Source organism: Brevibacillus halotolerans, assembly GCF_026891775.1.
Lineage (GTDB): Bacteria > Bacillota > Bacilli > Brevibacillales > Brevibacillaceae > Brevibacillus_B > Brevibacillus_B halotolerans.
Map to the genome: position 1 here is coordinate 19,930 of NZ_JAPTNK010000005.1, position 15,008 is coordinate 34,937.

Below are 15,008 nucleotides of genomic sequence, written 5' to 3' on the forward strand. Positions count from 1 at the left end.
ATGGCGGTGAAACAACATGCAATTGCATCGTACGCAAAGAGTGTGGTATTGGCTTGACTTTATGCTAGTGCTGATCACTTTGTCTCCAATTATTGCGGCGATCGGTTTTTACACCCAAATGCCCGATAAGCTGTTAGTAGCGATGAGGATAGGGGATGAGACCGGATACTATCAGGATAAGCTGCTGTTTCTCCTTGTTTTTAGTCTTGTCAATATCGTTGCCCCCATTTTGTTACGAGCATTTATTACGATTTCTCGCCAACGTGAGCGACAGACGAGACAGATGGAGATTTGCTTTGATTTATTACGAATAGCTCAAGCAGTACTATTTAGTACAATGTATTGCTTATTGATATTGCAAAATTTATTTATTCCGATAGGCCTCGAAATGTATAGCATGATTATAGTAGGTATTATTTTGTTAGTTTATGGCTATTTGTTGCCGTGGATATCGTATTTGCATCCATTGGGTATGCGTACGTCATGGACTAAAACGGAGCAGGAGGTTTGGGTTCATACTCATCGTAAACTGTCCGTATTCTGGATGCTGACAGGTGTAGTCTATCTGTTATGTCCGTATTTGCCAGGATGGTTGGGCTTATTGTTAATCGTTTCTTCCGTATGCCTAACAATTCTATCTACCTATATATACTCCTACTTATATTTCCGACGTGGAAAAGGAAAACAGAATAAGCCATCCCTAGAAGCTTAGGCTTCGATGGGGATGGCTTTTTTACATCTCGTTACAAGTGGCCTAGGCCTGACGTTTATCTAAAGACAGACGCACAAGCGAAGCCGCTTGAACTAAACCGCCGCCAAAACCGTAAAGAATAGCTGTGTCGTTTTGTTTTATTTGCTCGTTTGATAAAGCCATATCTAAAGCAAGCGGGATGGTAGCACAGGAGGTATTTCCGAAATATTCCAAACTGTGCAGCGTTCGCTCTAACGGAAATCCGCTTTTTTCGCATATCGACTCAATCATGCGTAAATTAGCGCTGTGTGGCACGAACCAATCTACATCCAATAATGAGAAATTACTTGCCGCAACCAGTTGGTGCATTCCCTGAGGCAATTGAGAGACTACCCACTTATATAATTCCCGACCATTTTGATAGATATTTCCCTTTCCAAGCAGTTCTACATCTCCCATTTGATTAGAGAGACCTGAACGGTATAAATGAATCCCGCCATTACCATGACTGCTCATAAAGGAATGCAGGAAGCTAGGATTCTGTTCATCACGTTCAACAAGTACTGCACCAGCGCCATCCCCAAACAAAACACAGGTATTACGGTCGGAGTAATCAGTCACTTTTGATAATGTCTCTCCGGCTACCACAAGAATTTTTTTATGCAGACCACTGCTTATCAGAGAATTAGCTAGATGTAGTCCATAGACAAAACCAGCACATGTGGCATTTACATCAAGCGCTCCAGCAAAACGAATTGATAGCTTAGCCTGTAGTTGGCTAGCTACACTGGGAAAAGGATAGTCTGGGGTGGTCGTACATACAAGAATGAAATCAACATCCTCTATTTCTTTATCATATGCTTGCTGCAAATGCTGAACAGCTCGTAGGCAAAGATCGCTTGTAAATTGATCGGGTTCAGCTATGCGTCGCTCTCGCATGCCAGTTCTTCTCACAATCCATTCATCGCTAGTCTCTACTAATTTTTCTAAATCAAAATTAGTGAGCCGCTTGTCTGGAACGTAAGAGCCTATAGCTGTGATACGGGCTTTAGACGACAAAGCAGGCGACCCAAAATCAGGTGAAGGAGAATTGGAAAAAGGATTCGAGTAAGCCGACATCAATATGACCCCATTTCTTACTTAAATTATTTCAGTATCTGATAATAGTATCAGGTACTAAAACGGGAAAGTCAATAGTTTATCCCCATTACATATTTAGATAATCCTAATCAAATTTTTCATATAGAAGAATAGGGAGCAGTCATTGACTTTTCATTTGAATATTCCTACAATTTGGTTTATCACAAAGAGATAAAGATAGATAAAGGGGAGTAAAAAATGAACAGACTACGAGCATACTGGCAAGAATTTCACCCTATAATACACTCCTTACTTATCGGTACGATTTTTGTGCGAGCTGCTAGTTCTATGAGTATGCCATTTTTGGCTATTCATTTATCCAAGACAACTGATCTGAGTCCGGTCATGATTGGAATTACTATTGGGGCTGGTCCTCTGGCATCTACAGTGGGAGGATTTATTGCAGGAACGTTATCTGATTTATTTGGGCGAAGGAGAATTATGCTGTGGGCATTGTATACCTGGGTACTTGTTTTTTTAGGATTTGCGATTGGAAAAAGCGCAATCTTTTTTATTTTGCTTAACATTTTGGCGGGATTTTGCCGTTCCTTTTACGAGCCTGTATCGCAAGCACTCATGGCAGATTTAACAGAACCAGAGCGACGCTTTCGAGTTTTTTCCATGCGTTATCTGGCTATTAACATTGGTGTTTCCGTGGGTCCTTTGCTTGGGGCATATTTAGCATTACTAGGCGGGGCTCTCCCGTTTATTGTTACGGCCATGATCTATTTGCTCTATGTCATCAGCCTGCAATATTTGTTACATAAATTTGGCATAAAACAAATTGAGGGCCAAAAGAAAGAAAAAATTACATTTGCTTCGGCTTGGAATGTGGTACGTCAGGATGTCGCGTTACGCTACTTTATTGTCGGTGGCATTCTGGTATCAGTGGGCTATTCTCAAATGACTGTAACCCTATCCCAATTCGTTCAGGGAATGTTCGTTGACGGAGCCATCCTATTTTCATATCTGATGAGCTTAAATGCCATAGTGGTGGTTGCTTTGCAGCTTCCCTTATCCAGATGGGCCGAAAAAAGGACCCCGTTATTTAGTCTTGTAACGGGAACCATCATGTATGCGATGGGGTTGTTAGGCTTCGGGATTTCATCGAGTTGGCTAACTTTTATGATTTCCATGTGCATCTTTACCATTGGGGAGATTTTAACCTTCCCTGCTTCCACCGTTTTTATTGACTATTTAGCACCTGAGGGGATGCGAGGAACTTATTTTGGCACCCAAAGCTTTCATAATTTAGGACAATTTTTAGGGCCGGTGCTAGGAGGATATATACTGGGGGTATACAATGGAACAATTATGTTTACGGTTATCTCCTGTATCACGCTTTTCAGTATTTTGTTCTATACTCTGGGACGCAACTGCTATACTGCTCGTACAGGTCAAGCTATGACGATGACTCGGTAGGAAAATGAATACAAATAAAAAAACTGTCGGGGGAGCAAGAGGCCTCGACAGTTTTGTATATAAGTAGAATCGTCATCAATCGATTTATTTAATCGCCTGCATAATTCGATCGGCTATCCGTTCATATCCAGCATGATTCGGATGGAAATGGTCCGTGTATAGATAGGCCTTCTCCTTGTTCCAAAATAAGTCGTAGGAAGGGATCACCAGCACGTTAGGATAACGGGCTGAGATAGTGGTTGCTTCATTATTCCACTCCTGAACATGCGTACTTGATTCTTGTTTGAACTCTGTATCGCCAAAGGGATTATAGAGAGAGGTATAAAAAATGGGTGCTTCTGGATTTATAGATCGAATTTGTTTTACAATGGCTTCATAGTTGATAGTAAGCTGGGTTGAAGCGTCCAATAGTTTTTCAAGATCAAATTCAAATATACCGCCGCTTTGGCGAAACAAATCATTCCCCCCAATCGTAAACAATATGAGGTTAGCTTCAGAAATCAGGCGCTTAACATTCGTTTGTTTCAGTTGGTTCACTACATCTCCTGATTCACTGCCACTGATAGCTAGATTGCTTAGCTGAATGCTTTGATTGCGCGCTTTTTCAGCCTTTTGCTTCAAAATTCCAATATAGCCTAATCCGCTTGAATCTCCTAACCCGCGTGTCAAGGAGTCACCCAGCGCTACCACTTTTAATGTGCCTGTAGTGGGCAAGATAGCAGGGGAAGGAGCTTCTGGTGTTTGGTCTTCATTGGGGGTCTGAAGCTCAGATGTGCTTTTATCAGCTAAATGCACTGGCGTAAACGCAAAGCAGAAGCCGACTAATAGAGCAAAAAAAGATAAGCAAGCCAGTAGCAGAAGCCATTTCGTTAACGGATGTTTTTTAGAGCTAAGCACAGAGAACCTCCTTATTGAGCAGGTATTCTTGTTATACTGTACTTCTATTGTACCATTCTAATTGGCGATCAAACCAGAGAGGCTCATGTGGGAGAAAAAGCATGAGGAAGCTTTCCTTGTGAAAGAATAAGAAATCCTCTGCTTATAAATATAAGAGAGAAAGGTGGGAGACATGTGGCAGACGCAGTTCTTTCTGTTGCTCGTTTACAAAAATCAATAAAGAAAAAACGACTGATCCATGATATTACCTTTGATGTGCGAGCGGGGGAGGTATTTGGTTTTCTTGGACCTAATGGAGCTGGAAAAACAACCACGATTCGTATGTTGGTCGGGCTTACCAAACCTGATGGAGGAGAGATAAAAATCGGTGGGTATTCTTTACAAAACCATTTTTTGAAGGCAATTGATCAGGTCGGATGTATTGTGGAGAACCCTGAATTATACCCCTTTCTAACAGGACAAGAGAACTTAGAAATGCTTGCCCGAATGAGTAAAAAGGTAAGCTCTGATAGAATTCGTGAAGTTGTAGAGCAAGTGGAGCTGACGGAAGCGATTCACGAACAGGTAAAAACATATTCGTTAGGTATGCGTCAGCGTTTAGGAATTGCACAAGCATTGCTACATCGTCCCCGCTTACTTATCTTAGATGAACCTACCAACGGATTAGACCCGGCAGGTATTCGTGAATTGAGGCAGTTCATACGCCGCTTAGCGCTAGAAGAGAGGATCGGCGTCTTTATATCCAGTCATATGCTTAGTGAGATTGAGCTTATGTGTGATCGGGTAGCCATTATTAATAAGGGACGAGTTATATCAGTTGGCCACGTTAAAGAATTAATGGAGCAATTTGCGGATCAGGTGAATTGGAAATTTAGAGACAATAGTTTGCCGAAAGCTGTTGAGCTAATGCAGGCAAGCCCCTATGTATATGAACTTATAGCTTTGTCAGACGGCAGAGTGAAGTGTCGAATGGAAACGGACAAAATAGCTGAGGTTAACCGTTCTCTTATCCATGCAGGAGTAGATGTTATTGGCATTGAAGAAAAGGCTGTTACATTGGAAGACCTTTTCCTTACACTAACCCAAGATGAATCAGTAGATGAGGAGGGGAAGCATGCTTGATCTGGTATATAACGAGAGCTTAAAGCTAGTCAGACGCAAACGCTTCTATGTAGTCGTCCTCATATTGCTTATTTTGATTCCATTGTTTACATATGCGCAATACCAATCAGTAGAGGTGGCTCGGGCACAAATTGGTACCGATGACTGGCGCACCATTCTTCAACAAAAGATAGTAGATACCCAAAATAGATTGGCTTCCACTCGCATCCCTCCCGAATGGAAGGATTTTCTGAAAACCCAATTACAGCTGCAACAGTATTATTTAGATCATGATATTGATCCGTCAGCGCCAGGGGCCGTTACATTTGCACGTGGATTTATGGATCAAGCTGTTGGACTGTTTCTACCGATGATTATTGTGATTTTAGCAGTTGATCTCGTATCTTCAGAATTTAGTGAAGGGACAATTAAACTGTTGCTGACAAGGCCAGTCAAACGTTGGAAGATCCTAACGAGTAAATATATAACACTCCTTTTGTTCACTTCCTTGACCTTATTGTTATCTCTGGTACTAGCGTATCTTATCTCAGGAGTTGTCTTTGGTTATGGAGGGTGGACGATGCCTGTTTTAACCGGCTTTAAAGCGACAGGAGAAGTCTTACAAACCTCACAGGTATTTGTATTAGATCAATGGAAATATATTTTGATGCAATATGGATTAGGCTGGTTCGTTTGTGTAGTGGTAGGTACAATATCGTTAATGATCTCTGTCTTGGTGAGAAGCACAGCGGCTGGCATGGGGATTATGATGGCTGCTCTTATTAGTGGGGCTATTTTAACTCAAATGGCCTCTACGTGGGAACAAGCGAAGTACTTGTTTAATGTAAATTTACAGCTTACGACGTATTTAGCGGGGAGCTTGCCACCTATTAAAGGCATGAGCCTACCCTTTTCTCTTGGAGTATTATCTGTTTGGGGAGTTGCTTCTTTAGTGATTGCCTATGTAGTGTTTACTAGACAAGATGTTACGTAATGTAAGATATAATCAAAAACCCTCTAACCATCGTTTTATCTTTGGCTAGAGGGTTTTTGATTGTTTTGGGTAGACAGCATCAAGCTATGACCAATTCATAGTTTTTACAGTATCCATTAAATCCTGTAAGCTCATTCCTTTTGCTGTTGCAATTACATAGAGCTGTTGGGAGGATTTTGTGGTAATAAGGTGAACTGCATGCTGCATTGTATTTTTTTCTTGAGAGTCGAAAGTTACTCCGATTGCTTTATCAGTACCGACATAGAAAATTTGTGGAGATCCAGCAAAGGTTCCTGGAATGGACAAAGTACGTTTTTGCGTGTCATTGCGCAGTACCTCTAGCTTAAGCTGAGCATCACCATGTCGATAGATAGCTGTTTGAGAAGTGACATGTTTACTTGTTTCTGATTCGTAATGAATAGCAACAGAAGCAAGCTTAAAATCTGCTTTGACTATACCTGCGAGCGGCATATCCGAGGCTTGTTTTGCCTTTTCCAAGGAGGTAAAGCTGGAGAAGGTTTGAGGTTTCTCTTTTTCCTTCTCTGTCTCTTGGGTGAACATTTCGCTTGTTGCTTCACCAATTGACTCTACCTCGGATTCGTCTACGGATGGTGTTTCAGTCGCTGTTAAGGATTTATTTAGACTTGCTGCGCCTCCTTGATTTTCAGAGGGTGCCACTGCTATGTCATGTAATTTTTCGGATTGATCAGAGGATGTAGACTTTGAGCCTGAATCTTGATCAGCTTTGTTCTCTGTTGTCCCAGAAGCTGTTACCGTATGCTCCTTGGATGCTGCTTGCATTGGAGATAGCGAGCGTGAAGCGAGCAGAGAAGGCGAAGCTGGCTTATTATTTTGTGCTTGTTGAACGGGTTGTTTACCATTATCAAGCATAGCGATTGTTGAGTCTGCGGAAGGGGCTTGGGATTTCTTTGCTTGAGCTACCGCAGTATCTTTGTCGCTTCTAGCTGGCTTGGTGTCTTGTCTCTCAGGTGTTCCTTCGGCTTTTTTCATGCTAGGTGGAGTTGCTTGTAATTTTTCTTGAGATGCAGCTTTTGGCTCGGCTGCTTGTGCTTGAGTCTCAGGTGATCCGCTCTCGATAGGAGCTTGCTTAGCGTTACTTTGAGGTGTCTTTGCCATGTAGGAGGTTGACCCCTCAGACATTGGTGCATAAGCTACCTGTGGAGAAGGCAGTTGCTCCGTACCAGTATTATCAGCGCTACCTGTAAAACCTCCATTTAGAGCCTGAACGCCTACAAGTCCCATGACTAAAAGGACACTAGCGGCTCCCAAGACAGGATACGAAAAGAATCGAAAGCGTTTTGCTTTGGACGGTTTGCTACTTTCTGGTATTTCATTAGCTACTGCAAGCGGAATGATCCCCGGCTCTGTTTTTTCAGATTGACTAGAACCTCCATGGTGTTGGGGAGCGGCATATATTTTATTCATAATGTTATCTTCTAGGTCAATGGAAGGTTGTGGAATCTCTTTTAGGAACAGGTTTTCCTCTCTAGATGACCATTCATTCTCTAGCCAAGCCAAGCATTCATCACAGGTTTCTAAATGGGAAAGAGCGATATCGTCGTCAACAGTGTTAGTCCATTTTGCCTTAAATTCCTGGCAATTCATGTACGAGTCCTCCTTCCATTTTCGTTAACACTTTGGCAAATTCTTGCCTTGCTCGTAAATATCGAACCCGTGCTGTAGACTCTGCTACCCCAAGCAGGGAAGCTATTTTATCAAAGGGATATTCGTGCGTACAACGAAGCACAATAACTTCTTTATAGGAGTCAGATAGCTGTTCGAAAGCTTCGGCGATGGTCTTCTGTTGTTCTTTTCGCAAAAGCGATTCCTGTGGTAATTCATTCTGTACTCCTGAAGGGACGAAAGCCAATTGTTCATCCGTATCATGGAACTTCCGGCGCCGGAGAAAGTCAATGGTACGATTCCTTGCTAAAGTATGGAGCCATGTTGATAGTTGACTTTCACCTCGATAGGTGTTCAGCTTTTCGTAGGCTTTGATAAATACCTCTTGGGTCAGGTCTTCAGCGTCTGCCTTGTTGTTTACCATCTTATATATGAAGATATAGATCATATGCTGGTATTTTTGAATAATGTCACGAAAAGCTTCGACGTCCCCTTGCAAAACCTGTTGTACAATTTCACTGTCGGCTTGCATCGAAGTATTGCCTCCCTTCACTTCATCTGACGATACGTTGTTTTCAAACGTTTCAGTTAGTCTTTTTGAATTTTATCCATAAATATTTCCAGTGTTCTTCCATGATTAAACGGTATGGATAGTCATAGTAAAAAGCTGATGCATGTAAAGATTCCATCCCATTCTAACATTTTTTAAAGAAAAAAAACGTTACAAAAACTAGGAAAGGATTGGGACATATCTTACGCTTTACCCTCCAAGATTTTCAGGCTCTTCATCAGGTTCTATGATTTGATAGTGATAACCTTGTTCTAATAGAAACATTTGGCGTTTACTCGCAAATTCCTGTTCACGGGTATCCCGTGACACCAGTGTATAAAAATAGGCTTGGTTGGTTGCCTTAGGACGCAAGATACGACCCAATCGCTGAGCTTCCTCCTGTCTAGAACCAAATGTACCTGAGATTTGAATCGCAACATTAGCATCAGGTAAGTCTACAGCAAAGTTGGCGACTTTAGATATTACTAGCTGTTTAATTTCTCCACGCTTAAACATCTCATAATAGCGACCCCGGTCTTCCTCAGGTGTTTTACCTGTAATGAGCGGTAAGCCTAGCGTGTTGGCCACCAATTCTAATTGTTTGATGTACTGACCAATAATGAGGATATGATCGTCTTTATGCTGCCTCAGCAATTTTTGCACCCAGTTCACCTTAATCGGATTCTCTGCTGCTAGTCGATATTTCTCACGTGTGCCAGAAAAGGCGTAGGCCTCGCGATAAATTGAAGGAAGTGGTAGTCTGACTTCCTTACAGAAGGCCGTTGCGATCCAGCCCTGAGCTTCTAACGCTTTCCATGGCATTTCGTATTTTTTGGGACCGATCAGGGAAAAGACTTCATCTTCTTTTCCATCCTCACGTACTAGAGTAGCGGTTAATCCTAACCTCCGTTTGGCCTGAATGCTTGAGGTCATCTTGAAAATAGGAGCAGGGAGCATGTGAACCTCGTCGTAAATGATTAGTCCCCAGTTATAATCCGTAAATAAATTCATATGGGGAAACTCTTCTGAGCCACGCTGTCTTGAAGTCACCATTTGATAGGTGGTAACGGTAACAGGTCGCACCTCTTTTTGTTCACCAGTATATTCGCCTACCATGTCGGCGGTTAGAGTGGTTTTCGTTATGATTTCGTTGATCCATTGTCGGACAGATGTTGTACTTGTTGTTAAGATGAGAGTCGCCGTCTCAAAGCGTGACATGGTACCAATTCCAATAATGGTTTTCCCGGCTCCACAGGGCAAGCACAAAACACCACTGCCACCGTAAGCAGTACCATTGGCATAAAAGGCATCCACGGCAGCTAGCTGATAGTCTCGCAGGGAAAAAGGAGTTCCTGTGTTATCGCAGGGGACAAGCTCCATCGGGCACGGTTCGCCCTCCTGATAGCCGGCTAAATCCTGCACGGGATAGCCAAGCTTAATAAGGGCCTGTTTTACTAGTCCACGTGAGTACGGCTTCAGTATATACAGACTCTCCGAACGTTTTTCTTCTATATAAGGCTGCATAGATTGATAGCCCATAACTTCTGCCAGAATAAGAGGGTCTACACTTGTCAGTCCGATTTGATCCTCGTAGGTATGCATCTGGATCAATCCGTATCTTGAAAAGGCTCTTTTAACCTCATCTGCAACAGAAGGGGGCAGTCCATATTTACTGTAGCGGCTGAGTGTTTCAAGGATTTGCTCTGCTTGTAGCTGACTTGCCGCTGCATTCCACAAAGAAAGTGGAGTTAGACGGTAAGTATGTATATATTCTGGGCTTTTAATAAGCTCAGCAAAGCCACTAATCGCTTGTCTTGCTTCATCAAATAAGGGATTTTCCACTTCTACTAAAATGCTCCGATCACTTTGTACAATTAGTGGTAAATGGGGTTGAAAAGACACGGTCGTCACCTCATAGCGGTATCAATATTGCCAATGGTACCATATTTGGGGACGAAAGGGAAAAGCAGGGGAGAGCTATCATTTTGATTCAAAATCAGGGGCTCAGGTTACAATAGAAATACCTTTATAGAGAGAGGAGGGAAGAATGTGGCATCAAGTAGCATTCTTGGGACAAGCATTAATTTATTGTTTGTTCTATTTCTTGTTTTCCTAAATGGGTTCTTTGTAGCCACCGAATTCGCTCTGGTAAAAATACGTGAATCTCGAATTACTCAGCTTGTAGCAGAAGGCAATGTAAAGGCTAGATTAGTTGATACATTATTACATCAGCTAGATGCTTATTTATCCGCAACTCAATTGGGAATTACGCTTGCTTCTCTAGGATTAGGCTGGATTGGAGAGCCAGCGATCGCGCACTTATTGCATCCCGTTTTTTCATATGCAGGGATTACAGAGCCATGGAAGAGCTCGATTTCCGTTGTGATTGGATTTTTGATCATTACATTCTTACATATCGTATTAGGAGAGCTGGCACCTAAATCATTAGCTATACAACGACCTGAACAAATTTCTTTATTTGTAGCACGTCCCATGCAGTTGTTTTATAAGGTAATGTTTCCCTTTATTAAGCTGTTAAATGGAGCAGCCTCCAAAATTTTACGTTTGTTTGGTATTGAACCGGTATCTGAGCATGAAGCGGCACATACAGAAGAAGAAATTCGGATTTTAGTCAATGAAAGCCACAAAAGTGGGTTAATTGATAACACCGAATTAATGCTAGTAGACAATATCTTTGAATTCTCAGAAACAACAGCTCGCGAAATCATGGTACCTCGAACAGATATGGTTGTTCTCGATATTAGAGACAGCTTTGAGGATAATTTAGATATTGTGAGTACAGGGAGATTTACCCGTTATCCAGTGGTAAATGGGGATAAGGATCATGTGGTTGGAATTTTGCATATTAAAGACATTTTAACCTATGCTTTAAAGGAAATAGAGAAGGAGCGACATTTAAGTGATTTATTACGTCCTGTTTTATCTGTACCAGAGACCATTTCTATCAGTCATTTGTTAACCATGCTACAAAAACAACGGAGTCAAGTCGCCATCCTAATAGATGAATATGGTGGGACTGCTGGATTACTTACACTTGAAGACATTGTGGAGGAAATTGTTGGAGACATTCAGGATGAATTTGATGATGAGCGACCTGAGATCGAGCAATTTAAACAGAAGGAGGAAAGCATCGTTTCTTTTGATGGACGTATGTTGCTCGAAGAAGTAAACGCATATCTCAACATACAGCTAGATACCGCAGAAGTAGATACGATCGCTGGTTGGATTTACACAAAAATCACCCATCCTCCGACCTTAGGCATGAAAGTGATAGAGGAAGGGTATGAATTTGAAGTTGGAGAAGTGAATCATTTACGTATTACTCGTGTCTTTGTTAAAAAAATGATAAAAGATAACAAAGAAGCATAAGCCATCAAGCAGGTCCCTGCATAGGATATCAAATAGACATGATATTCGTGGAGGGGCTTTTGTGTATAAGATTATTTCATTTCCCAAAACGCTTGGTTATAGTATCTGTGCCAAAAAATTAAAAGAAAATCAATCCATCATGCCCTCAGTTAGGCATTGTGAATCTGTTGGTTGCTTCTTAGTGGCGCAGGACGAGTTTGAAAAATTAACCAAATTAATTGGCCGTGAAGGATATACCGTATCAAATGAAGTCCAGGTGCGCTTACACAGTAAGGAAAGTAAGAAAAGTAAGAAAAACAAGGAAAGTAAGGAAAGCAAGGAAAGCAAGGGAAGCAAGGGAAGTAAGGAAAGTAAGGAAAGTAATGGGGGCAAGGTAAGTAAGAAAAGTAAGGAGAATAAGGATCATAAGGAGAATAAGGATTATAAAGATCATAAAGATCATAAAGAAGAAATTCCATGGGGGGTAGAGCATATAGGGGCTCCTGCCCTGTGGCATGTAACAAAGGGTAAGGGAATTAAAGTTGCCGTGATTGATACTGGTATTTCATCGTCCCATCCAGATTTAAAGGGACAGATAAAAGGAAAAGTGTCAGTGATAGCTGGGGCGGGACGGTTTAATATGGGAGGACACGGTACGCATGTGGCGGGAACTATAGCAGCTGTAGCCAATAATCGGGGGATTGTTGGCATTGCTCCCGAGGTTGATCTTTATGATGTGCAAGCGTTTGGAGCGGAAGGAACAGCTAATATCAGTGACATCATAGCCGGGATCAATTGGGCTATCGAGCAGAAGGTGGATATTATTAACATGAGCTTTGGAACGAGTGAGGATCATCCTGCTTTCCATCAAGCCTTACGTGTAGCCTCCAGAAATGGAATCATACTCGTAGCGTCCGCAGGGAATAATGGTAGGGGCCTGGAATATCCCGCTGCCTATCGTGAAGTAATCGCGGTAGGTGCGATCAACCAACAAGCAAAGCTAGCTGAATTTAGCGCGAGAGGAAGAGGAATGAATACAGTTGCCCCTGGTGTTGGCATTAAATCTACTTGGCTCAATAAAGGATATCGTACGTTGGACGGTACTTCTATGGCGGCTGCTCATATTTCGGGACTATATGCTCTACGTCTAGCGCAACAACGTACCAGAGCCATGAATCGCTTCAACAAAAGAGCGAATAATCGTTCGTATAAGCAAATAACTTATCCGGGAGAAGGAATTGAAGAAAATCACGTAAAGAAACATAAAAAGAAACATGAAAAGAGCCTTGAAAAGAACCTTGAAAAAGACCATGAAAAGAACCAAGCACATACCTTCGAGAATACATCTGCACCCATCCGTCAAAACAGATTTGATCTTCTTTCTCTATTTAAGAGACGCTGATATGCAATGAAGGGATGGAAAAAATGAATGCATTATGCGCTTGATTATTATGTAAAAACAGCTCCTTCTTATCAAACAGCAACTTCTATTTTTAAAGATGAGTGGATTAGTATTTTTCCTGCACAATATCAGATTGAGGGGGGCTTTGCTCCTTTATTTGAAGATGCTCGTGCTATCTGGGCGATTGATAAATTAGGAGGAGTAGCAGGTAAATCGGTACTGGAGTTAGGACCGATGGAGGGGGCACATAGTTATCTGCTGGAAAAAAAGGGGGATGCCGCTAGCATTCTTGGAATTGAAGCCAATACGAAGTGCTTTTTACGTTGCTTGGTAACAAAAGAAGTAACTAATTTGCAACGTGTGCGTTACCTATGCGGAGATTTTGTTGAATTTTTAAAACAGACAGATCAGACTTTTGATGTTTGCTTTGCCTCTGGCGTCTTGTACCATATGGTCAATCCGATTATGGTGCTGGGACTATTAAAGGAACGATGCAAGAAAATGTACTTATGGACGCACTATTTTGATGAAAATATCTTACAGCATTCAGCTGATTATCGTCTGCGATTTAGCGGAAGCCAATCTGCTTCAGAATATGGCTTTGCTCACACATTATATCAACATAATTATTTGCAAGTACTCGATAGCAAACTGTTTATTGGGGGCACACTTCCTTTTAGCAACTGGCTCAGTAGACAGGATTTACTTGCAGGCTTAAACCATGTTGGTTTCCAGATAGACGCAATCAGCTTTGACGATCCGATCTATCCTAACGGTCCGGCTCTTGCCATAGTGGCAAGTGTTCGGGAGTAACGAAATGAATGAATAATTCAAATTAATAACCGGGGAAAATAGCATAACTCGTATGGTAGTAAGGCATCATACGAGAGGGCTGACTTCCTCGGTTTTTTATATGAATGAAAGCAGGGAGGGAGAGGTGAAACTTTCCAGTCGTTTTGTTACAATTACTAGATCAGATGGTTAAAGGAGATTGGTATCATGCGTATTCTACTTACAAATGACGATGGCATTGAAGCATTAGGTATACGAACCCTTGCGGAAGCCCTTCTTCCTTTACAGGACCTTGAAATTTATGTGGTTGCCCCAAGCGAAGAGAGAAGCGGAGTGGGTCACGGTGTTACATTTCGTGAAGCATTAGCTCCTGCACCGCATGATTTTTATGGGTTACCGGTAAAGGCCTGGAGCGTAAATGGCAATCCTGCCGATTGTGTAAAGGCGGCCTATTACCTCTTATTTAAAGATCAGGAGCGTCCTGATCTTGTGTTATCAGGAATTAATGTAGGGGCTAATCTAGGAAAAGATGTTTACTATTCAGGGACATGTAGTGCAGCTCGTGAGGCAGTAATTTTAGGCATCCCGGCTGTTGCTTTGTCCTATGATAATTATCATAACCCGACAAGCTTTGGAGAAGTGGGAAAGATTATTGAACCTCTGCTAAAGCAATTTATGGAGCAAACGAAGCAAAAACAAATGCCTCCAAAAGTGTTCTGGAATGTAAATGTACCTGATTTGCCTAAAAGCCAGATAAAAGGTATCACTCCCGCTGTGTTAGCCTTTGATTTTTATCACGACGTCTACAGTCCTTCAGATTCAGGTTATTTTCTAGGAAGAGAGTATCCCGAACGCTTGGAAAAACAAAGTACAGAAGAGGATTTTCAACTAGTAAAACAAGGATATACGACAGTTACTCCTATTCATATTGATTCCACGGATCGTAAATTATTGGAGCAAATGAAAGAGTGGCCACTTTTAAAAAAATAACCTAAGGGGAGAGTAA

At 41.8% G+C, this 15,008-nt stretch carries 13 protein-coding genes; 8 read left to right on the plus strand and 5 right to left on the minus strand.

What is annotated here, in order from left to right; genetic code table 11:
* Window positions 1-16: 16 nt before the first annotated feature.
* The gene (locus O0550_RS08675) at window positions 17-712 is read left to right on the plus strand and encodes an SdpI family protein (RefSeq protein ID WP_003338751.1); all 696 of its coding nucleotides are present in this window, start codon (window positions 17-19) and stop codon (window positions 710-712) included.
* A gap of 42 nt (window positions 713-754) precedes the next feature.
* Here the strand turns inward: O0550_RS08675 and O0550_RS08680 are convergent, their stop codons facing one another.
* Entirely contained in the window at window positions 755-1,810 is a 1,056-nt protein-coding gene (locus O0550_RS08680; RefSeq protein ID WP_003340049.1) for a ketoacyl-ACP synthase III, read from the minus strand.
* Window positions 1,811-2,029: 219 nt separating this feature from the next.
* Between O0550_RS08680 and O0550_RS08685 the strand changes: the two genes are divergently transcribed.
* Complete coding sequence (locus tag O0550_RS08685) at window positions 2,030-3,253, plus strand: MDR family MFS transporter (RefSeq protein ID WP_022586434.1); 1,224 nt, start codon at window positions 2,030-2,032, stop codon at window positions 3,251-3,253.
* Between the two features lie 84 nt (window positions 3,254-3,337).
* On the opposite strand, the gene O0550_RS08690 is transcribed toward O0550_RS08685, so the two are convergent.
* On the minus strand, window positions 3,338-4,150 hold the full coding sequence (locus O0550_RS08690) for a GDSL-type esterase/lipase family protein (protein WP_003338754.1): 813 nt from the start codon (window positions 4,148-4,150) through the stop codon (window positions 3,338-3,340).
* Between the two features lie 174 nt (window positions 4,151-4,324).
* On the opposite strand from O0550_RS08690, the gene O0550_RS08695 reads away from it, so the two are divergent.
* On the plus strand, window positions 4,325-5,272 hold the full coding sequence (locus O0550_RS08695) for an ABC transporter ATP-binding protein (protein ID WP_003338755.1): 948 nt from the start codon (window positions 4,325-4,327) through the stop codon (window positions 5,270-5,272).
* Window positions 5,265-6,245: an ABC transporter permease gene (locus tag O0550_RS08700; protein ID WP_003338756.1), complete on the plus strand. Its 981-nt coding sequence runs from the start codon at window positions 5,265-5,267 to the stop codon at window positions 6,243-6,245. The genes O0550_RS08695 and O0550_RS08700 overlap by 8 nt, the downstream gene beginning before the upstream one ends.
* An 84-nt stretch (window positions 6,246-6,329) precedes the next feature.
* Here O0550_RS08700 and O0550_RS08705 read toward each other — a convergent pair whose 3' ends face one another.
* From O0550_RS08705 to O0550_RS08715, 3 genes are all read right to left on the minus strand, one after another.
* Window positions 6,330-7,871: a hypothetical protein gene (locus O0550_RS08705; RefSeq protein WP_258426050.1), complete on the minus strand. Its 1,542-nt coding sequence runs from the start codon at window positions 7,869-7,871 to the stop codon at window positions 6,330-6,332.
* Complete coding sequence (locus O0550_RS08710; protein ID WP_003338758.1) at window positions 7,852-8,421, minus strand: RNA polymerase sigma factor; 570 nt, start codon at window positions 8,419-8,421, stop codon at window positions 7,852-7,854. Before O0550_RS08710 ends, O0550_RS08705 begins: the two co-directional genes overlap by 20 nt.
* Before the next feature lie 228 nt (window positions 8,422-8,649).
* On the minus strand, window positions 8,650-10,341 hold the full coding sequence (locus O0550_RS08715; protein WP_003340044.1) for a DNA repair helicase XPB: 1,692 nt from the start codon (window positions 10,339-10,341) through the stop codon (window positions 8,650-8,652).
* Window positions 10,342-10,488: 147 nt separating this feature from the next.
* On the opposite strand from O0550_RS08715, the gene O0550_RS08720 reads away from it, so the two are divergent.
* The 4 genes from O0550_RS08720 (at window position 10,489) to surE (ending at window position 14,992) form a co-directional block, all read left to right on the plus strand.
* A complete protein-coding gene (locus O0550_RS08720; protein ID WP_101669015.1) occupies window positions 10,489-11,829 on the plus strand; it encodes a hemolysin family protein in 1,341 nt (446 codons plus the stop codon).
* 61 nt (window positions 11,830-11,890) lie between these two features.
* Window positions 11,891-13,210: a S8 family peptidase gene (locus tag O0550_RS08725; protein WP_258426051.1), complete on the plus strand. Its 1,320-nt coding sequence runs from the start codon at window positions 11,891-11,893 to the stop codon at window positions 13,208-13,210.
* A 27-nt stretch (window positions 13,211-13,237) separates the two neighbouring features.
* Window positions 13,238-14,023, plus strand: a complete 786-nt coding sequence (locus O0550_RS08730; protein ID WP_003340039.1) for a class I SAM-dependent methyltransferase — start codon at window positions 13,238-13,240, stop codon at window positions 14,021-14,023.
* Window positions 14,024-14,209: 186 nt separating this feature from the next.
* Window positions 14,210-14,992 (plus strand): 5'/3'-nucleotidase SurE, encoded by a 783-nt coding sequence (gene surE, locus O0550_RS08735; protein ID WP_022586506.1) that lies wholly within the window; start codon window positions 14,210-14,212, stop codon window positions 14,990-14,992.
* Window positions 14,993-15,008: the final 16 nt, after the last annotated feature.